19 protein-coding genes and 4 pseudogenes are annotated in these 18,869 nt (G+C 68.9%); 10 read left to right on the top strand and 13 right to left on the bottom strand.

Annotated features, from left to right (window positions below):
* The first annotated feature begins 188 nt into the window (after positions 1-188).
* A complete protein-coding gene (locus tag IE145_RS32700) occupies positions 189-485 on the top strand; it encodes a hypothetical protein (protein WP_189529051.1) in 297 nt (98 codons plus the stop codon).
* Between the two features lie 320 nt (positions 486-805).
* Here IE145_RS32700 and IE145_RS34060 read toward each other — a convergent pair whose 3' ends face one another.
* Entirely contained in the window at positions 806-1,003 is a 198-nt protein-coding gene (locus IE145_RS34060; protein WP_189529049.1) for a hypothetical protein, read from the bottom strand.
* 219 nt (positions 1,004-1,222) lie between these two features.
* The gene (locus tag IE145_RS34055; RefSeq protein WP_189529048.1) at positions 1,223-1,540 is read right to left on the bottom strand and encodes a transposase; all 318 of its coding nucleotides are present in this window, start codon (positions 1,538-1,540) and stop codon (positions 1,223-1,225) included.
* Positions 1,541-1,631: 91 nt separating this feature from the next.
* On the opposite strand from IE145_RS34055, the gene IE145_RS32685 reads away from it, so the two are divergent.
* Positions 1,632-2,246, top strand: a complete 615-nt coding sequence (locus IE145_RS32685; protein WP_189529047.1) for a hypothetical protein — start codon at positions 1,632-1,634, stop codon at positions 2,244-2,246.
* A gap of 436 nt (positions 2,247-2,682) precedes the next feature.
* On the opposite strand, the gene IE145_RS32680 is transcribed toward IE145_RS32685, so the two are convergent.
* On the bottom strand, positions 2,683-3,234 hold the full coding sequence (locus tag IE145_RS32680) for a hypothetical protein (protein WP_189529046.1): 552 nt from the start codon (positions 3,232-3,234) through the stop codon (positions 2,683-2,685).
* A gap of 54 nt (positions 3,235-3,288) precedes the next feature.
* Between IE145_RS32680 and IE145_RS32675 the strand changes: the two are divergent.
* The 4 genes and pseudogenes from IE145_RS32675 to IE145_RS33660 form a co-directional block, all read left to right on the top strand.
* Positions 3,289-3,895: pseudogene (locus tag IE145_RS32675) on the top strand (transposase); the annotation flags it as partial.
* A 557-nt stretch (positions 3,896-4,452) separates the two neighbouring features.
* The gene (locus IE145_RS32670; RefSeq protein ID WP_382828254.1) at positions 4,453-4,842 is read left to right on the top strand and encodes a DUF8051 family protein; all 390 of its coding nucleotides are present in this window, start codon (positions 4,453-4,455) and stop codon (positions 4,840-4,842) included.
* The gene (locus IE145_RS32665) at positions 4,839-5,414 is read left to right on the top strand and encodes a TetR/AcrR family transcriptional regulator (RefSeq protein WP_189529044.1); all 576 of its coding nucleotides are present in this window, start codon (positions 4,839-4,841) and stop codon (positions 5,412-5,414) included. The genes IE145_RS32670 and IE145_RS32665 overlap by 4 nt, the downstream gene beginning before the upstream one ends.
* 36 nt (positions 5,415-5,450) lie before the next feature.
* Positions 5,451-5,666 (top strand): annotated as a pseudogene (locus tag IE145_RS33660) (hypothetical protein); the annotation flags it as partial.
* Here the strand turns inward: IE145_RS33660 and IE145_RS32660 are convergent.
* Complete coding sequence (locus IE145_RS32660) at positions 5,654-6,073, bottom strand: hypothetical protein (RefSeq protein WP_189529043.1); 420 nt, start codon at positions 6,071-6,073, stop codon at positions 5,654-5,656. The pseudogene IE145_RS33660 and the gene IE145_RS32660 overlap by 13 nt on opposite strands.
* A 77-nt stretch (positions 6,074-6,150) precedes the next feature.
* Positions 6,151-6,950, bottom strand: a pseudogene (locus IE145_RS32655) (IS5 family transposase).
* A gap of 95 nt (positions 6,951-7,045) precedes the next feature.
* On the opposite strand from IE145_RS32655, the gene IE145_RS32650 reads away from it, so the two are divergent.
* Positions 7,046-7,663: a hypothetical protein gene (locus IE145_RS32650; protein WP_189529042.1), complete on the top strand. Its 618-nt coding sequence runs from the start codon at positions 7,046-7,048 to the stop codon at positions 7,661-7,663.
* Positions 7,664-7,716: 53 nt separating this feature from the next.
* Here the strand turns inward: IE145_RS32650 and IE145_RS32645 are convergent, their stop codons facing one another.
* A complete protein-coding gene (locus IE145_RS32645; RefSeq protein WP_189529041.1) occupies positions 7,717-8,385 on the bottom strand; it encodes a hypothetical protein in 669 nt (222 codons plus the stop codon).
* Between the two features lie 145 nt (positions 8,386-8,530).
* Entirely contained in the window at positions 8,531-8,896 is a 366-nt protein-coding gene (locus IE145_RS32640) for a tetratricopeptide repeat protein (RefSeq protein ID WP_189529040.1), read from the bottom strand.
* Positions 8,897-9,043: 147 nt separating this feature from the next.
* Between IE145_RS32640 and IE145_RS32635 the strand changes: the two genes are divergently transcribed.
* Both IE145_RS32635 and IE145_RS32630 read left to right on the top strand, forming a co-directional pair.
* Complete coding sequence (locus tag IE145_RS32635; RefSeq protein ID WP_189529039.1) at positions 9,044-10,009, top strand: pirin family protein; 966 nt, start codon at positions 9,044-9,046, stop codon at positions 10,007-10,009.
* Between the two features lie 9 nt (positions 10,010-10,018).
* Positions 10,019-10,390 carry a DUF1345 domain-containing protein gene (locus IE145_RS32630; protein ID WP_189529050.1) on the top strand — a complete coding sequence of 124 codons (372 nt, stop codon included), beginning with the start codon at positions 10,019-10,021 and terminating at the stop codon, positions 10,388-10,390.
* An 84-nt stretch (positions 10,391-10,474) separates the two neighbouring features.
* Here the strand turns inward: IE145_RS32630 and IE145_RS32625 are convergent, their stop codons facing one another.
* A complete protein-coding gene (locus IE145_RS32625; protein WP_189529038.1) occupies positions 10,475-11,536 on the bottom strand; it encodes a zinc-binding dehydrogenase in 1,062 nt (353 codons plus the stop codon).
* 251 nt (positions 11,537-11,787) lie between these two features.
* Here IE145_RS32625 and IE145_RS32620 point away from each other — a divergent pair, with 251 nt between their 5' ends.
* Positions 11,788-15,003: a bifunctional cytochrome P450/NADPH--P450 reductase gene (locus IE145_RS32620; RefSeq protein WP_189529037.1), complete on the top strand. Its 3,216-nt coding sequence runs from the start codon at positions 11,788-11,790 to the stop codon at positions 15,001-15,003.
* A 70-nt stretch (positions 15,004-15,073) separates the two neighbouring features.
* Here the strand turns inward: IE145_RS32620 and IE145_RS32615 are convergent, their stop codons facing one another.
* The 5 genes and pseudogenes from IE145_RS32615 to IE145_RS32595 all read right to left on the bottom strand — a co-directional run bounded on the left by IE145_RS32615 (position 15,074) and on the right by IE145_RS32595 (position 18,795).
* Positions 15,074-15,700 carry a TetR/AcrR family transcriptional regulator gene (locus IE145_RS32615; RefSeq protein WP_189529036.1) on the bottom strand — a complete coding sequence of 209 codons (627 nt, stop codon included), beginning with the start codon at positions 15,698-15,700 and terminating at the stop codon, positions 15,074-15,076.
* The gene (locus tag IE145_RS32610) at positions 15,661-16,266 is read right to left on the bottom strand and encodes an AMP-binding protein (RefSeq protein ID WP_229826014.1); all 606 of its coding nucleotides are present in this window, start codon (positions 16,264-16,266) and stop codon (positions 15,661-15,663) included. The genes IE145_RS32615 and IE145_RS32610 overlap by 40 nt, the downstream gene beginning before the upstream one ends.
* Before the next feature lie 131 nt (positions 16,267-16,397).
* Positions 16,398-16,850, bottom strand: a pseudogene (locus tag IE145_RS32605) (aldehyde dehydrogenase family protein); the annotation flags it as partial.
* 26 nt (positions 16,851-16,876) lie between these two features.
* The gene (locus IE145_RS32600) at positions 16,877-17,581 is read right to left on the bottom strand and encodes a transporter (RefSeq protein ID WP_189529035.1); all 705 of its coding nucleotides are present in this window, start codon (positions 17,579-17,581) and stop codon (positions 16,877-16,879) included.
* Entirely contained in the window at positions 17,578-18,795 is a 1,218-nt protein-coding gene (locus IE145_RS32595) for a flavin monoamine oxidase family protein (RefSeq protein WP_229826013.1), read from the bottom strand. The genes IE145_RS32600 and IE145_RS32595 overlap by 4 nt, the downstream gene beginning before the upstream one ends.
* Positions 18,796-18,869 lie beyond the last annotated feature (74 nt).

Raw genomic sequence — 18,869 nt, 5'->3', positions numbered from 1 at the left:
CAACCTATGCCTGACCAGCGAAAACGCCGCCCTCAGGTTCGGTACGACAACAGCTACTGAGTCATCCCGCGACCGACCGCTGGAATCTGGGCGACCGGATACGTGACACGGCCCGCGCCTGGTCCGCAATCTCCTGGGACGAACTCGACCCCGACGAGGACCCTCGCCTGCTGTTCGGACTCACAGAGTTGAGCTTCGGTACACGCAACGGACTGTGGCCCATCGCCGGCACCGACCGCGGCGAGACACTGTTCCTCGTAGCTGCGGACGGCCCAGCCCCCTGGATCCTGGTCGAAGACGGCGAGGGCGGTTGGGCACAGCACGACATGAACTTCGCCGAATGGCTCTACCGCTATCTCATCGGTGAGGACATGGCCGGCCCCAACACCTCGGCCTTCTATCCCGGACCGGTACAGCTATGCCGACTTCCGATGGTCGACGGCGAACGGCCAGAACCGTGGACCGGGCCGTACCGCGGCATGTAGCCCCGCCCGCCATGGCAGCCACCCCCACTGCAGATCCACACGAGACGACCTCTTGGCTTGTCGTTTGACCCCATCAAGGAGTGACGTAGTCGCCCCAGCCGAAAATGGCGACGTAGGCTCACTGAACGCCTCGCCGGTGGCGAGGACTCTGCCCACGTCATGTCGGGTGGCCGGGCGGCGATTCTTCGAGCCCTGCGGCCTGCCAGGCCCCGGCCGGGAGGTTTCGGTGCCACGGCCGGAGATCCGGCCTTCGTGTGCAGGTTTCTGAACCCTCTGCGGACGCGGGCGGGTGTCATTCTGTTCGGCTCCGTAGGCTTCGCTCAGGGCTGACGGAGGTCGGTGGCCAGCAGGCGGGCGAGGCGGAGCTGGGCGTAGGCGGCGCTCACCAGCCAGGTCCACCGGTCAGCCGCTTCCGAGCTTCGGAGTCGGGGCTCGGTCCAGCCGAGGGTCTGCTTGAGCAGGCGAAATGTGTGCTCGATGCCGAAACGGCGGAGGACGGACTGCCAGCAAGCGGCCAACGTCCGCTTCCGTGGCGGCGGTGCGCGACCACCACAGCCAGACCGGCTTGTTGACCCCGCCGTTGGGCAGCTTCTCCACGACCAGGCGGAAGACGGCGCCCTTGATGAGAGGCAGCGGCCCGTCGTGGTCGAGCCACGCGGCCAGGCGGGTCAGCCTCGGGTGCAGCCGATCCCACGCCTGCGCGGTCGCCTTCCCATGGAGCCGGGTGTCCGTGACCGTCACGGCCTGCTCGGCGCCCCAGGTTGCGGGATCGTCGAAGACGAACTCGCCGCCGTGCTTGGGCGGCCTGCCGCCCTTGGGGTTGGCCGGATGGAACTCTTCGCGTGGGGGCGCAGGCCGACGCATACGCGATCGGACCGGAGCCGGCCGAGGATCTCGACGGGCAGGTTGCTCAGCAGGTGCGCGATGCGAGGAGCGTCGTATCCGGAGTCCAGCGCGACCACGACCTCCGGGTCACCAGGTTTCCACTGGCCAGCGGCGACCAGCCGCTCGATGACCTCGCGGATCTGTACCGTCGTACAGGGTTCCGTGCCCACGACGGTTTGCGGGAGCGAGCGCGAGATCGACTAGTGCCGCATCAGGCAGAGTTCGCGCTGTGGCCGTCGGCCTGCATGGATCGGATAGCCGATGATTGAGCACATGATGAATGGCATGTCCGTGTCTGGGACGGCAACGCGCCCTGGGCCGCCTCACCTGGTCGGCCTGACCGAGCCGGCCGACCGTCCCTGCAACGTGACCGAGAACTTCTGGGCAGGGCTGCTGGAGGCCGGCTGGGCGGCACGGCTGCGATCCAAGGACGGCCAGACTCGATTCCAGCTGCGCTACTACGGGGAGCTGTTCGAAGGGCTGATCGTCGGTGACGACCTGCCCGCGCTGGTGTACGCGGTCACCGAGTCGGGACAGCAGATTCTGCTGTTCGACGGCGCGGTACATGGCTACGACGCAATGTTCTGTGACAGCTGGGACGAGGACAGGCTGCGCACTCGCCGCGCCGACCAGGTCTATGTCGACGCTGATGGCGAGGACACCTTCGAGCTGGTGGTCTGGGTCGGCTACAACATCGACTGGGAGGATGAGCGGCAGTCCTTCGTGGACGCTGACGATCCCGACTTCGTCACGCTCGTCGATGGTCGTCGTCTCCCGTTCGAGGTCGCTCGGTACACCGCCTTTGACGCTGTATGGATTTCCGCCACGAACGCGCGGGGCCGGGCCACCGACGCCGTGTCAGAGGAGCTGGCCTGAGGGGTGCCCACGGCGGACAGGTCCCGGCGGCGCCAGATCGACGGCATACGGTTCCGGGTCCGGGCTGGTGTCCCATGGCGGGATGTGCCTGTCTGGTAAGCCTCTTGGACCGGGTCCACGACCTGCTTCGCCGGTGGCAGCGGGACGGCACCTGGCGTAGGGTCCTCGCCCGACTTCAGTCCCTGGCCAACACGGCAGATGCGATCAGGTCGGACCTGAGGGTCGACTCCACGGTGTGCCGCGCTCATCAGTATGCAGCCGGGGCCCGCACGCAGGGCGACCTGCAGAAGGAACCTCCGGGCGGCATGTTCACCGAGCCCGCAGATCATGGACCGGGACGCTCGCGCGGCGGGTTCACCACCAAGCTGCATCCAAGGGCTGTCCCGCAAAGATCTTGGCTCCGGGTGCGGAGCGGTCTGAAGAGCTGGTGGGGTGCTCAGCTGGTGGTTCGTGAAGTGCTCACGGACCGGGCGAAGTCGGCGAGCGCGTGGAAGTCGTTCTCTCGTAGACCGATCCGTGGGTTGACGTGGTGCAGGAGCCCGGTCCCTTGGTGGTGGGCGGTCACGTACATCTGGTCCAGCTCGCTCTGCTCGTCGTCCACCCAGGCGAAGGGACGGCCGTCTGCGTAGTTCACCAGCGGTCCGGTCTTCCAGTGGACTCCATCGGGGCGTTCTTGAAGTAGGACATCGCCGAAGTCGACGAAGGGAAGTTCCGGAAGGCCGAGGACCGGTGCGATCCACCGGTTGGCGTCGTCCATCCATGTGGTCGCCCAGCACAGCTCGAAGCCGAGCTGGAGCAGGTTTCGCCCGTGCTCTGGGTTGAGCCAGACCCGCAGGGGGCGCAGTCGGGACGAGAGGCCCCTGTCGTCCCCATAGGCGTCGTTCCTGGGAACTCGGATTGTGGTGTAGCCGTCGGGACGTCTCTGCGGCTTGGCTGCGTAAGGGTTGAGTGGCCCGTCCACGTCGAGGAACAGCAACGGTCGGTTCACGGTTTCCCCCGGGTCTTACTCACTGTGGACTGCCCTGGTCAGCGTAGCTGCGGGATTGCCACGGCATACTGGCGCACCAATCTGGCGTTGCGGCAGCTCGCCCCGCTGTTCGGCATCTCGAAGTCCACGGCCGGCCGGGTCATCAATTACCTCGGCCCCCTGCTGGCGCTCCGGTCTCGCGAGCGGTTCGCCAAGAACACCGTGCTCATCGTGGATGGCACCCCGGTCCCCACCCGCGACCACACCATCGCCGAGCGGTCGAAAAACTACCGGTACTCCACCAACCACCAGGTCGTCATCGACGCCGACACCCGCCTGGTCGTCGTGATGGGCCGGCCCCTCGCCGGGAACCGCAACGGCTGCAAGGCATGGGAGGAATCCGGAGCCAAGGCCGCCGTCGGCAACACCCTCACGATCGCCGACGGCGGCTGGGGCACCGGACTCCGTCATCCCGCACCGTCGCAAGCGCGGCCAGACCGAACTCCCGGACTGGAAAGAAAAACACACCAAGTCCCACAAGCAGGTCCGCGCCCGCGTCGAGCACGACTTCGCCCGCATGAAGACGTGGAAGATCCTCCGCGACTGCCGCCTCAAAGGCGACGGCGTCCACCACGCCATGCTCGGCATCGCCCGTCTACACAACCTCGCCCTCGCCGGATAGGTTGCACGCGGCACGGTGGGCCGCTATGTCCGGCGACTCCAAGATTCTTAACGGGACAACCCTTAGCCGTCGAGCGGGGCTCGAAGCCCATGTCCATCCTGGTCACAGCCGGCAGGCGCGGCGATTCGCCGGAGTTCGAGCCTGTTCCGGAGAAAGTCCGCGTGCCCCGCATCGGGCCGCGCCGGCCACGGGTCCGCCCCGACCGGGTGCGTGCTCACAAGGCGTACGCCTCCCGCAAGAACCGCGCCTACCTGCGCCGCCGCGGGATCCGCTGCACCATCCCTGACGACCAAGCGCGCAACCGCCAGAAGCTCGGCTTCCGCGGCGTCCGACCGCCACATTTCGACTCGGCGGACTACCGCCAGCGGCACGCGGTCGGGCGCGGGACGAGGCGACCGCCCTCATCGCGGGCTCTGACCGGTATGCGTGACGATTTCCGCCTTCGAACTACCCAGGGGCAGGTAAGCCAGGCCCCCACCGAATTGATTTGGACGAGTGTCCAGGACTATCGTCCAAGGTGAGTGGATTGGCCGACCTCTGCGCCCCTGGAGAACGTGATGGAACATTCCCTACTGACGACCTTGATCGGGGCATTCTTGGTATGGGAGGCACTCCTGCTGATCCCTATGGTCCCGGGGAAGCTCGTCGACACGAGGGATTTCTCCTCGCTCCCCCGCTGGCAGTACAACGGCTTCAATGCCTACCTCACCTCCCTCGGGCTGGCGAGTTTCGTAGTGGCCGGGTTCGCGATGGCGGGTCAGGGCTGGGTGTTCGTGGCGGCGCTGGTCCTGAGCCTGGGCTACGCCGTGGTCTTCGCGGCCGACCTCGGCGCGGTGTTCCCCGTCGTGCCCGACCGGCTCCCGGTCCAACTACTCGTTCTCGAAGCCATCGCACTGGCCTCGGCCGGCGTGGGCGTCGTGATCGCGATCCAGGGAATTCGACTGTGAACGCCGTCCCCGCCGCCGGAGCGAGCACCCGGGAGAAGATCATCGAGGCCGCAGCCTCCCTCATCCCCGAGGTGGGCTGGGGCGGTGTGACCAGCCGGCGTGTCGCGGAGCGCGCAGGCGTGAACCCCGGCGTGATCCACTACCACGTAGGAAGCATCAGCGAACTCCGGCGCATCGCCGCAGCAGGCAAGATCCGAATGTTCTTCCTTGACCGCATCAACGGGGCCCTGTCACAACAGGACCCAACAGTGGCCGTTGAACTGATCCTCCGCTCGCTGTGCGCCGGCGACTCACACGACCCGGAACTGCTACTGCTGTACGAATCCCTTGTAGCGGCAAACCGGGACGCTCAACTGCGCACCGACATCGCCGCTTCCCTGTCCCAGCTCCGACGACAACTGCATGACTGGTTCGCCGAACAAGGAGTTGCCCACCCGCTCGCCGCAGCAGTAACCCTCACCGCAGCGATCGACGGCTTCCTGCTCCAGCGCACGCTCGACCCAGACCTCGACCCCACCCCCCTCATCGAGGGCCTCGCACCTCTGGTCAAACGTCGACCGGGTCACTTGTGAACACCCAACTGTCGATACACGACCTGGGCGCGCAACCGCCGGAAGCTCGGCTCTCATGGCGGTCGGCCGCCACGTTTCGCCCCGGTCGAATACCGCGAGCGTCACGTGGTCGAGTGCGGGATCAACCGTCTGAGGAGGAACCGGGCTGACGCCACGCGCTATGCCAAGTTGGCGGTCCGACTACGAGGCGACCGTGCTGGTCGCGGCCATCAACGAGTGGCCGTGACCGGCACCCGTGGCTACAGCTCGTAGTCCTGGGCCAGCTCCTCCCAACGAATGCCGCGAAGCGCAAGATCAGCGTCCTCACCGGCCGGTACCTCCGGGACGGGCTGGAACCAGGCGACGACGAGGGCGGAGCCGTCCATTGCCGGGTCGAGCGCTGCGGAGTCGAAGAAGCCGACGCAAGACACGGAAGGCAGGACCTCAACGGGGCCGAAGGCGCCGGCGGGCTCGTCCGGGTACTCGCGGGAGGGCGGAACGAGATGGACCGGCGTGGAGGAAAACGCGCATTCGGCTTGTCTCTGAAGCCAACTGACCCTCCGGTCGTTGATGCGCTTGCACGGGTAGCCCTCCAGCATCCCCCCGTAGGTCGAAGACATCCGCAGCTCGGTGAGCCGGATCGAGCGACCGGACGAGAGGACTATGTGACCCAGTGACATGCCGCCACCCTATGCGCAGGATTCACTTCCGATACACGGCCTCAAGGCCCGGGAGTCCGGGTACCTAAGGCGTCGTCTCAGTCGGTGCGGCGGCGGTGGCAGAGGAGGGCTGCGGCTATGCCGACGAAGGCAAGGAAGCGGCCGGACTTGCGTTCACAACGCCGATGGAGGCGTCGGCAGCCGCTCGGACAGGACACGGCCCTTTCCGACCACCCATCGGTGTCGGCCGAGCCGCTGTGAGGACTCGATGCGCTTGCGAGTGATGCGGTGGCGGATGCCGCGCTCACGGAACCAGCGGCGCAGGTGGTCGTCCTCGTAGCCCTTGTCGGCATGGAGCTTGCCAGGGCCGTCGGCGACGCGGGCCGCGAGGGGAGCGGATGGGCGGGGACGCCGCGCACGGGTGGCGTAAGGCCCCTGCTTGTCGTGCATGCTGGCACCGGAGATGCCGAGCGACAGCGGCAGTCCGTTCCGGTCGGTGATCAGACGGACTTCGACCCCGACTTGCTGCGATCGGTCGGATTCGGTCCGGTCGGTGGCCCCTCTCTTGCTGCCCGCACACTCGCCGATTCGATCGCGCACCTCGACCGGACCAGCTTTCCACGGGCGCCCAGTGCGTCGAGGACCAGGCGGTGGAGTTTGGCCCCGACGCGGGCTTCGGTCCAGTGCGTGAATCGGTGATGCGCGGTAGGCCATGACGCCCCGAACATGGGTGGGAGCTGCCGCCACGTGCAGCCCGAGGTGGCAACGGAAAGATTCGTACCAGGGCTCCGCGATCGTCGGCCCTCCGACGTCCACGGCCTTGCGGACGAACAAGCGCCTCGGGCATCACGCGAAGGAAAAGTTCCCCCAACCTGTCCGGCACCAGTTGCCGTCCCATCTCCGTGCCATGACAACGAGGCCCCCGCCGGCCGTCGACAGGAGAGGTGCTCGATGCTGGGCTCGAACGATTCCCGGCAAGCATCTTCGAGGGGCATGACCACCATGACCGACTATCTGGAGGCCGTCTTCGCGATGCTGGGTCCCGGAGAGCAACGCTATGCCGACCCTGCGGCCTGGCTCAGCCTGGAGGAGGAACTCGGCAGGGCGTTTCCGGGGGACTACAAACAGATCGTCGACGCGTATGCGCCGGTGCAGATCAACGGACACCTCACCCTGTCTCACCCCGCGTCGAACTGGTGGAACCTGGGCGAAGAGATCCGCTCGGCATCAGCAGTCTGGGCTGATAGCAGATGGGAGTCCTACGTCACCGGGCCGGACGACGATCCGCGCGTCTTCTGCCAACTTCCCCAGCTCAGCTTCGGAACCACCGAAGGGCTCGTACCCATCGCCGCCACCGATCAAGGAGCCGCGGTCTTCGTAGCCTCGTCGGTCCACGGGTTCTCCGACGGGGTGGTGGTCCAAGGAGCAGAGGGCGACTGGGTCGGACACCCCATGACCTTCGCCGAGTGGCTGTACCGCCACCTCGTCGGTGAGGAGATGACCGGTTGGGACAGTGCGACCTTCTACCCCGGCCCCGTGGGGCTGGAGTACCCACCTGAAGGACCAGGCCGGCCCACTCGCGAGGCGTACGGCCCAGAGCGCGGAATGTGATCCCGCACCAACTGAGACGACCTGTAAGAGCCGGGGGTTAAGGGGCCCTGGCATCAAGGGGTGGGGGAGGGGGAGGGGGCGTCGTGGTCGCGCAGGCCGTCCTCCATGCGGCGGGCCGCGTTGCCGAGGATCTGGTCCAGGTCCTTCCGCGCTTCGCGTTCCGTGCTGCCGTGCGGTGCGTACGCGGACACCGTGAGCACCAGGTCCCCGTTCCACAGAAGGAGGGTGCGGCCGGGGCGGCCCCCTTCGTCGGCCGGCAGCGCGTACGCGGTGTCGTGCACCTTCTCGAGCCCGCGCCCGTGAGCGCGGTCGAGGTCCTCCTTGACGCGGTACGCGTGACGGGCGGGCTCGGGGGCCTCGTACACCGAGGCCGTGGCGTTGAGCTGCCAGAACGCGCCGTCCGGGCCTCTGAGGTCCGCGAGGCAGCCGGTCTGCCGGTAGCGCGGCCGGACACCGCCCTCGCCGATGGCCTCCCGGGCTTCGGGGGAGGCGGAGTCGGTGGTGCTGCCGAGGCTGAAGCCTTCGGCGGGCGGTGCCGCCGTGAGGAGGGTGCACGGCTTGGCGGTCCAGCTGTGGACCCCCGGCAAACGATCGTGCAGCTCCGCGGGATCCCCCTTCGTCCCGTCGTCACCGCCGGAGCAGCCTGCCGAAACCGCCACCGCCAGCCCGATGAGCGCGGCCGACCGCGTCCGGCGTAACGCGCCGCTGCTGGATCCCTTCATTCCCCACCCCTTCGGTCTGAAGATCTCATTGTCCGACGCGTCTATCGACGGGTAAAGAAGGCCGGTCCCGCACCGGACCGGGCCCGCGCCGGACCGGGCCCGCACCGACAAGGTGCGGGCCCGGCGGGTGGCGCGGGGCGGTGACTCAGGAGCGGTCGGTTTCGGGGCCGAAGTCACCGGTGAGGGCCGCGGCCATCCGCAGGTGCGGCGCCGCGTCGGCATCGCGCCCCTGGCGCTCCAGCGTCCGGCCCAGCATGAGGTGCGCGTACGTCTCCACCGGGTCGAGCTCCAGAACCCTCCGCAGCTCCTCCTCCGCCTTGCCCAGCCGGGCCGAGTGGTAGTAGGAGCGAGCCAGCAGCAGCCGCGGCGCGACCTGCTCCGGGGCCTCCCCGACCAGTCCGCCCAGGATCCGCGCGGCCGTCAGGTACTCCTTGGCTTCGAAGAACATCTGCGCCCGGTCCCACCGGTCGGCGGCGGTGCCGAACTCGTAGTAGGTCTCGGTCTCGCTCACGTGTCCTCCTTCGTGTGGTGCGGCCCGTCCCCGGACCGCCCCGCCGTACGTTCAGCCATGACAACACCGCACAATGGTTGAACATTCCACTAAAGTTCTGGCGTGGGGCCCGACGCCCCGTGCCCCTGCGGGAATAGGTTGAGCGCCATGAGCAATCTCGATCGCCAGGCCACCCCCTCCGTCTGCGGCGGGCGGGGTTTCGTCGTCGCCGAGCCCGTCCGTGAGCTGCTGGCTCCCCGCCACGTCCGACTGGGCGGGTCCACCGAGGTCCGCCGCCTGCTGCCCAACCTCGGCCGGCGCATGGTGGGGGCGTGGGCCTTCGTCGACCATTACGGCCCCGACGACATCGCCGACGAGCCGGGCATGCAGGTCCCGCCGCACCCGCACATGGGGCTCCAGACCGTCAGCTGGCTCCACGAAGGGGAGGTGCTCCACCGGGACAGCCTCGGCAGTCTGCAGACGGTACGCCCCCGAGAACTCGCCCTGATGACCTCGGGCCGCGCCATCAGCCACTCCGAGGAGAGCCCGAAGGAACACGCCCGGCTTCTGCACGGGGCGCAGCTCTGGGTGGCCCTTCCGGACGCCCACCGCAACGTCGAGCCGCACTTCCAGCACCATGCGGACCTGCCCGTCGTCACGGCCTCCGGCCTGTCCGCCACCGTCATCCTGGGCGAACTGGACGGGGCGGCCTCGCCCGGTACGACGTACACGCCGATCGTCGGCGCCGACCTGTCCCTGACCGGTGGCGCCGAGGCCCGCCTGCCCCTGGTCCCCGACTTCGAGTACGCGGTCCTGTCCATGTCGGGCGAGGCCGAGGTCGACGGCGTACCCGTGCTGCCCGGCTCGATGCTCTACCTCGGCTGCGGACGTACCGAACTTCCCCTGCGTGCCCTCTCCGACGCGGGGCTGATGCTTCTGGGGGGTGAGCCGTTCGAGGAGGAGTTGGTGATGTTCTGGAACTTCATCGGCCGATCCGGTGAGGAGATCGTACAGGCGCGAAAAGACTGGGAGGAGGGCTCCCGGTTCGGCGAGGTGCGGGGCTACGACGGCGCCCGCCTGTCCGCCCCCGAGCTTCCCGCCACTCCGCTGAAGCCGCGTGGACGGGTGCGCTGAACTGGGGAAATCCATACGTCGAGTTGGCCTTGCTCCCGGTGGCGGCCGCCGCGCTGGAACTCCGATACGCATCCCGTCCTGTGCTCGGACTCGGAGGTCTGCTGGATCTGCGTCCTGGCCGCTTTCGCGGTCGCGTTCCATCCCGACAACCTCGTGGAGGACGAGGCGGCGCTGGACTTCCCGGGTGAGAAGTCGGTGTCCTGGACCGGCTGCATGGACTTCGCCCTGCCGGCCATGGCCGCCTTCGGCACGACGGACGTCACGGTGATGTCGCGAGAGATGCGCCGGACCGTGGCGGCCAACGCGACCGTCGCGTTCGTCTTCAGCACAGTGATCGTGGCCGACTTGGTCGCGGCGCTGGACAGGGGGCAGGGCGCCTGACAGGTGCCGTTGGCCCCGGGCGGCCGGGGTGGTGGCCGGGGCCAACGGCGCCGGGCGGGGTGGGCCGGCCTCCGCCCTTCCTGCTCAGGGGATGAGTACGAGGCGGACCGGGTCTCCGGTCTTCTTCTCCAGCTGGGCGACGGCGTCCGCCGCCTCGGCCAAGGGGATGTGGGCGCTGATGGAGGGGCCGAGGTCGATCCGCCCGGTGGCGGCCAGCCCGACGAGCTGCTCCACGTGTTCCGGCTCGGAGCCGTAGTGTCCGCGGATCTGCTGGACGTTGAAGCAGAAGTCGATGCTGTCGGCGACGGTGACCGGCTCCGGGGTGAGGCCGGCGAGTACCAGGACGCCGTTCGGGCCGAGGACCGTGGTGGCCTGGGAGCGGGCCGCTCCGACGCCCGCGAAGTCGAAAGCGACGTCGATGCCCCTGCCTGCCGTGGCCTTGCGTACTGCCTCGGCGAAATCTCCGGCCATGGGGTCGAGCGCGTAGTCGGCGCCGAAGAGGAGGGCGCGCCTGCGGGCCGAGGGCAGCGGGTCGACGGCGATGACGGGGGCGGCGCCGGCCAGGCGGGCCAGCCGGATGCCGTGGGCGCCGAGGCCTCCGGCGCCCCAGATGCCGACGGTCTGCGCGGGGCGGACCGCGCCGGTGTCCACGATCGCGGCGTACGGCGTGGAGACGGCGTCGGGAATGATCGCCGCCTGGTCGAAGGGCAGGCCGTCCGGTATGGGGAGCAGGGTGTCCTCCCGCGCGAGCGCGTACTGCGCCCAGCCCCCGTCGTAGTCCACTCCTCGGGTCAGGGGCTGCCGACAGGCCATGTGGCGCAGGCAGTCGGCGCAGTCGCCGCAGGCCTGGCCGGCCTGGAGCACGACCCGCCGGCCGGGGGTCCAGCCGCCCTTCACATCGGGGCCGACGGTGTGGACGACACCGGCCACCTCGTGGCCGGGGGTGATGACGCCGGAGGCCTTGACGGCGTCCACGGGGTGGAAGGGGCTCAGGCTGCCGTCGATCAGATGGATGTCGGACAGGCAGACGCCGGCGGCCCGCACCTCGACGAGGACCTCGCCCGGGCCGGGGACCGGGATCGGGACCTCCTCGATGGCGAAGGTACGGGTGTCCAGGCGCAGCCGTCCGGCCAGCATGGTGTTCATGCGGATACCTCGATGGATTCTGTGAGAAGAGCGAACGCGGCTGGGGCGCTCGGGGTGGTCGATCGACCATGTCGCTCAACCGTGTCGACTGACAATGTCGCCTGTCAAGCCGCCGTCGCCGGGACGTTCTCCGAGGTCGATGAGTTCCTGAGCTCGACTGTGTCGAGCAATACAGTCACTCGACATGTTCACCTGACAAAGTCGTGTGTAATTTGGTTGGTGACTGCTGGAGTGAAACGAAAGGCACGCTCATGACTCAGGTGTCCGTAGGCACGGCGCGGGCGATCCCCGAGCGCCCCCCGCTGCCCCTCGTAGGCCACGCGTTCAACGTTCCGGCGGGTGCGGACTTCCTGGCCTACCTGCTGAAGGAGTTCAGGGAGTTCGGGCCCGTGTACCGGCTGCGGCTCTTCGGGAGGGACACCGTCATGGTCGGCGGTCTGGACCTCGTGACCGAACTGTCGGACGAGACCCGCTTCCGCAAGCACGTCCACGCCGATCTGGTCGAGGTCCGGGCGTTGGCCGGGGACGGTCTGTTCACCGCCTACAACCACGAACCGAACTGGCGCAAGGCCCACGACATCCTGATGCCCGCGTTCTCGCTCGGCGCGATGCGCAGCTACCACGACCCCATGCTCAAGGTCGCCCGCTCGCTGATCGGCAAGTGGGACCGGCTGGCCGGGGTGCAGACGGTGGACGTGCCCGACGAGATGACCCGGCTGACCTTCGACACGATCGGCCTGTGCGGCTTCGGCTACGACTTCGAGTCCTTCCGCCGTGACGACCTGCACCCGTTCGTCGAGGCGATGGCCCGGGCTCTCGTCTTCGCCCAGGAGAAGGGCGAGTCCATCCCGGGCTCCGAGCTGTTCAAGAGGAAGAAGGTCGAGCAGTTCCGCGCGGACATCGACCTGATGACGGACCTCGTCGACGATGTGATCAGGGAGCGCCGCGCCTCCGGCGACACCGGTACGGACGACCTGATGGGGCTGATGCTGCACACCAAGGATCCGGCCACCGGCGAGCCGCTGGACGACGTCAACATCCGCCACCAGGTGATCACCTTCCTGATCGCCGGCCACGAGACCACCAGCAGCTCGCTCTCCTTCGCCCTCTATTACCTGACCAAGCACCCCGAGGTGCTCGCCCGGGCCCAGGCCGAGGTGGACGCCCTCTGGGGTGACACCGACTCCCCGGACCCCCGGTACGGCGACATCGGCAAGCTCACCTACATCCGCCAGATCCTCAACGAGAGCCTGCGGCTGTGGCCGACGGCTCCCGCGTACGCCGTCGAGCCGATCGAGGACACCGTCATCGGCGGCAAGTACCCCGTACGCAAGGGCGAGTCGCTGATGGTGATCAACTCGGCCCTGCACCGGGACGCTGCCTGGGGGGAGAACGTCGAGCTGTTCGATCCCGAGCGCTTCACCCCCGAGCGGGAGGCGGCCCGCTCGGTCCACGCCTTCAAGCCGTTCGGCAACGGCGAACGGGCCTGCATCGGACGCCAGTTCGCGCTGCACGAGGCCACCCTGCTGCTCGGCCTGCTGGTGCACCGCTACCGCCTGATCGACCACACCGACTACCAGCTGAAGATCAAGTCGACCCTGACCATCAAGCCCGACGGGTTCAGCCTGCGGCTCGCCCGCCGTAGCAGCGACGAACGGCGCCTGCCCACCGCGGCGGCGGCCGAACCCACCGCGGGCCGGACCGCTGCCGTGACGCGCCGGGCGAGCGGGACCGCGCTGACCCTGCTGCACGGCTCCAACCTCGGCACCTGCGCCGGCCTCGCCCGCGATCTGGGCGCGGACGGCGAGGGTCACGGCTTCGCCCCGACGGTCACCTCCCTCGACCAGTACACGGAGAGACTGGCCGATGCCAAGGGCCCCGTCGTCATCGTCGCCGCCTCCTACAACGGCCGCCCCACCGACGATGCCGCCGAGTTCGTCGCCTGGCTGGAGGACCTCGCCCCCGGCTCGCTCGCCGGGCTGCGGTACGCCGTCCTCGGTGTCGGCGACCGCAACTGGGCGGCCACCTACCAGCGCATCCCCACCCTGATCGACGAGCGTCTGACCGCAGCCGGCGCCGTCCCGCTCCTGGGGCGCGGGAGCGCCGACGCCTCCGGCGACTTCGGCGGAGCGGTCGACCAGTGGACGGAGAACCTCTGGAAGGCGCTCCTGGACGAGTACGGCCAGGCCGTCGCCGGTGAAGCGGCCGACCCCGCACCCGAGGCCGAAGGGGAAGGGCTGTACGAGCTGGAGGACACCTCGGAGTCGGTCCTCGGCCCTCTCGCCGAGCGTCACGGCGTTCAGCCGATGAAGGTTCTCGAAGCGTACGAACTCGTCGACACCGACCACGAACTGGGCCGCTCCAAGCGGTTCCTGCGGCTCGGGCTGCCCGAAGGCGTCACCTATCGGACCGCCGACCACCTGGCCGTCCTGCCGAGCAACCCCGAGGCGCTCGTTGAGCGCGTGGCCGACCGCTTCGGCCTCGACCTGGACCGCACCGTCCGGCTGCGTGCCCGCCGTCGGAGTCGGGCCGCCCTGCCCGTCGACCGGCCGCTGACCCTGCGCCGCCTGCTCACCGACTTCGTCGAACTCCAGGACGCGGCCACCCAGGAGCAGGTCGCCGTGCTCGCCGAGCACACCGCCTGCCCGCCCGAGAAGCAGCCGCTCACCGCCTTCGCCACCGCCGATCCCGATACCTTCCGGGAACAGGTGACCGCCGCGGGCCTCAGCCTCCTGGACCTCCTGGAGCGCTACCGCGCGTGCGAGCTGCCCTTCGAGCGCTTCCTTGAGCTGCTCCCGGTACTGCGTCCCCGGCACTACTCGATCTCGTCGTCCGCCGCGGCCCGGCCCGGTGAGGCCGACCTGATGGTGTCGCTGCTCGCCGCGCCCCACCGGTCGGGGGAGGGGGCCTTCCAGGGCATCGCCTCGCACTTCCTGCAGACCGTGAACGCGGGAGACGTGATCCAGGCCCGGGTCCTGCCGTGCAGCGAGTCCTTCCGCCTCCCCGAGGACACCTCCGTGCCGGTGATCCTGGTCAGCGCGGGCACCGGCCTCGCACCCTTCCGCGGCGCGGTCCTCGACCGCCACCACACCGGCTCGACCGGCACCCTGCTCTGCTACTTCGGCTGCGACCACCCCGACGTGGACTTCCTGCACCGGGAGGAGTTCGAGGCGGCCGAGGCGGCCGGCGCCGTCAGCATGCGCCCCACCTTCATGCACGCGCCCGAGAGCGGCGCCCGCTTCGTCCAGGAGCGCATCGCCCGCGAGAGCGAGGAGGTGTGGTCGGTCCTGGAGGCCGGCGGACGCGTCTACGTCTGCGGCGACGGCCGCCGTATGGCTCCGGCCGTAAGGGAAGCATTCATGGCGATCTACCGTGAGCGGAGCGGCGCGAGCGATGAGCGGGCCGTGGCATGGCTGGCCGAGCTCGTCGAGTCCGGGCGCTACGTCGAGGATGTCTGGGCCGGCTGATTCTCCCGAGTGGGCAAAGACGTCTGTGGGCGCACCCGGAAAGGTGCGCCCACAGACGTATCCGGGTCGGTCAGGCCGTCGGCACGTCCGGGAGTTCGAGGTCTCCCTTCGCCAGCGCCACGGTCGCGGCCACGAGTGCCCTGAGACCCGTCCGCTCGGCGGTTTCGTCGGGCAGGGCCACAAGGACCTGCATGGTGAGCCCGTCGAAGCCGGAGAGGAAGAACCGGGCCACCGTTTCGGGAGACTCGGCCAGCTTCTGCCCCGTCCTCTTCGCCGTCTCGGTGATCACCTGTGCGGTCACTTCTATGACCCGCTGGTAGTGGCCCTGCCGGGCCTCGTTGAGGCCGGGCACGCGCAGGGCGAACATGGTCAGCTCACTGAGCAGCCGGTGGTGCGACGTCGGCTCGCGCACGGTTCCCCACAGGGACTGCGCGAAGGCGATGATGGTCTCCTCGAAGCCCGCGTCCTCCGGCGCTGCGCGCTTCACATGCGCGACCAGCTCGTCGGTGATCTGGTCCATGACCGCGCGGTAGAGGCCCTCCTTCGAGCCGAAGATGTAGTGGACGGTGGTCTGGGCGACACCCAGCTCCGCGGCGATGGCACGGGTACTCCCCGCGGCCACGCCCTCCCGGGTCATGAGATCGATGGCCGCCTTGATCAACTGGGGGCGGCGCTCCGCCGCGGAAACATGAGCCATGTGCTGACTATATCGACCCAGTCGATCGACACAGTCGGCTCCCCCAACCCCGGGCCCGAGGGTGCTGGGTTCCTTCGGCGCTCGGTCCGCTCCTCGCCGGAAGAGAGCCGGGCGACCGGGCGCCGCGCCAGGCTGATGATGAAAATGGGATGGCACCCCACCCTTGAGCCCCTCGTTCCCGAGCTGCACGTCAGGAACGTGACGTCGTCGCGGGTCAGCTCCACGGGGGAGGGGCTGCGGCCCTCGAACTCGACGATCAGAGCCACCAGGTCGCCGTCCGGCGCCGGGGCGTGGCGTTCCGTCGTCCGGAAGACCCGCGGATCGTTCCTCGACCGGTAGTCCAGCGCCGACGCGCTGATCAGCCAACGCACTGTGCTCCCCGCCGGCGCCCCGAGCGTCTCATGGACCTCCTCGTCCGCACAGACGACCCCGACCGCCCCGGAATCGACGATGATGCGGCGGAGCTCCCGGCGCCGGTACATCGGGTTGAGTCCCAGTGCCGGGGCCCCCAGCTTCCACAGGGCGAGCAGCGCCAGCGCGTACTGCGGGACGTTCTGCAGGTACACCCCGGCCCGGTCGCCGCGCCCGGTCCCGCGCGCCCCGAACGCGGCGGCCGGGGAATCCGACGCGGAGTCGCCGCGGACGACTCCGGACACTGCGACGCGTGTTTGAGCACGATGGTGTTGCCCAGCGCGAGATTTGGTGCGGCGAACCGGGCCACCTGGTAGTACGGGTGGTTCCAGGGCATGACCCCCAGCAGCACGCCGACCGGCCGGCGTCGGACGACAGCGGTGCCCTGCCCCTCCAGAAGCTCGATCGGCTCGTCGGTGAGGAACGTCTCCGCGTTCTCGGCGTAGTACCGGTAGATGGAGGCGCTGAACTCGACCTCCCCGACGGCCTCGTCCACCGACTTGCCCATCTCCCGGTGGATGATCTCGGCAAGGTGCTGGCTGCGCTCGCTGTGCAGGGTTGCGACGGCATGCAAGAACCGGGCGCGCTCTTCCACGGAGGTCTGCCGCGACCACCGCGCGTAGGCGCCCGCCGCCGCGTCGAGTGCCGCGTCGACGACCTCGTCCGTCGCGGTGGGGTACTCCTGGACCAACTTGCCGGTGGCCGGGTCCGCCACCGCGTACACGTGCCTCTTCGCCATGCTGATTCCTTGTTGGTGTGACGGGTTCACGCGAGGGCCCCGGTCGTGCGGGCCGGGTTCGCGTCCGAGGCCGCGTTGTGGTCGTGCAGTGCGCGGTAGGCGCGGAAGTAGACGAATCCCTGGGTGCCCCACGTCGCCAGCGCGGCGGTGTAGAAGATCGTGCGGTTCGCGTCGTCGAACGGCAGCGGGAAGAAGTCGTAGGTCAACGCGATGGTGGTCCCGGCAGCGGTGACCAGGCCCGTCCAGATCGCGAGCCGCTTCGCGCCCGCGCTCCAGAGCCGCTTGACGAAGTACCCGAGGAAGACCGCCGTGAGGAGGTTGACGACGACATAGAACACGGCGACCCAGAACGCGACGCCGCCGGTGTGGAGATCCGCGCCGTGGAAGGGCCGAAGAAACAGACCGGCCACGATCGCGACTCCGAACACCGCGACGTCGACGCTGCGGCTCGGCTTGTAGCGGTGGGTGACCTTCATCAGGCCCATGATCAGGATGAGCGTGATGCCGACCGACCTGGAGAAGGCGTCGAAGAAGTACGCAACGTCGTACAGGACGCTGTCGCTCTCGGCCCCGAGCAGCGACCAGAGCAGGAAGTTGCTGCCCGACGTCGCGACGACCATCAATTCGAGACCGAGGAGGTAGTTGCCGTACCGGCGGATGAGCTTCCAGCCGTAGAAGTACCCGACGAAGATCATCCACAGGTCGGCGAGCAGGAACAGCGCCTCCTTCAACGCGACGCCCCCGCTCGGACGTCTCGGGACAGGAGGGCGGCGATGTTCTCGGCGGTGCGCTGGCCCGTCAGAACCGCGCCGTTCATGGTGCCGGCCCATTCGCCGGCGGTCTCGGTGCCGGCCCAGTGGACGCGTGCGTGGGGCTCGGTCAGAGCCCTGCCGTAGCTCGTGGTCGCGTGGGGACCGGCGACAGGGTGGGGGCCGCCCGGGGCGAAGGGTTCCGCTCCCCAGCAGTGGTCCAGGTAGTCGATCGGGGTGCGGGCCTGCGGACCGTAGAGGTCGACGAGCTGCCGGACGACCAGGGCGCGTCGGGTCTCGGGGTCGAAGCCGTCGAAGACGCGAGGGTCGCAGAAGGCCATCAGAACACCCGGTCCGCCGGGGGCGGGGGACACGTCGAAGGTGATGAACACGGTTCCGGTGTCGGTCAGCGCCTCACCGGAGAAGCCGTCGGTCCGCCAGAACGGCTTCTCGTAGGCCACGAAGGCCTTGCTGAGGACACCCATGCGCCAGGTTCGCGTGAGTCCCTCGGCCCGCTCGGGCAGAGCGGGCTCGAACTCGATGGTGGCACGGTGCGCCGGGGCGGCCGTGACGATCGCGTATCCCGCGTGGATCTCGCCGGAATCGGTGCGGACGGTGACGCCGTTGTCGTCCTGCGTGATGCGGCGCACCGGTGTCTCCAGCCGCACACGGTCGCCGAGCCGCTCCGCCACCCGCTTGGCGATCTCCTGGGTGGTCTCGACGAACCGGTCCTCGTTCGCTCCGCCCTCGACGTCCAGCATGTGATGGAGCCCGCCCGCCGCACGGATGTAGCGCATCACGTGCAGCAGGGAGACGTCTCCCGGGGCGCAGCCCCACTGCACCTTGCTGACGATGGTCATCAGCGCACGGGTGCTGGGCAGCGCGCACTTCCGGTCGAGCCACTCGCCGAACGAGATCGCGTCGAGCCGGCCCGCTCCGGGCGTCTCCCACGCGGCGTTCACGTCGATGGTCGCGACCAGCTTGTTCACCGCCGTCTGCATGCGGGCCATGTCCACCAGGACCGCGGGGGAGACCTTGGGGATGGTGCCGCTGTAGGTCCGGCGCCGTCCTGCCATCCACAGCACGTTGCGACCCTGGTCGAACTGGCCGGTCGTGGTACATCCCATCCGGTTCGCGAGGTCCCGGATGGCGGTGTGGCGTCGTGCTACCCAGGTCGCTCCGAGGTCGACCTGCACGCCCGCCACCTCACCTGAGAAAGTGTTGGGTAACTGATCAACTGCTGCTTGTAGTCGACGGCGGTGATCTTCGT

Source organism: Streptomyces sindenensis, assembly GCF_014649035.1.
GTDB classification, from domain to species: Bacteria; Actinomycetota; Actinomycetes; order Streptomycetales; family Streptomycetaceae; genus Streptomyces; species Streptomyces sindenensis.
The sequence above is the reverse complement of the archived record's forward strand: the minus strand, read 5'-3'. Positions and strand labels throughout refer to the sequence as shown.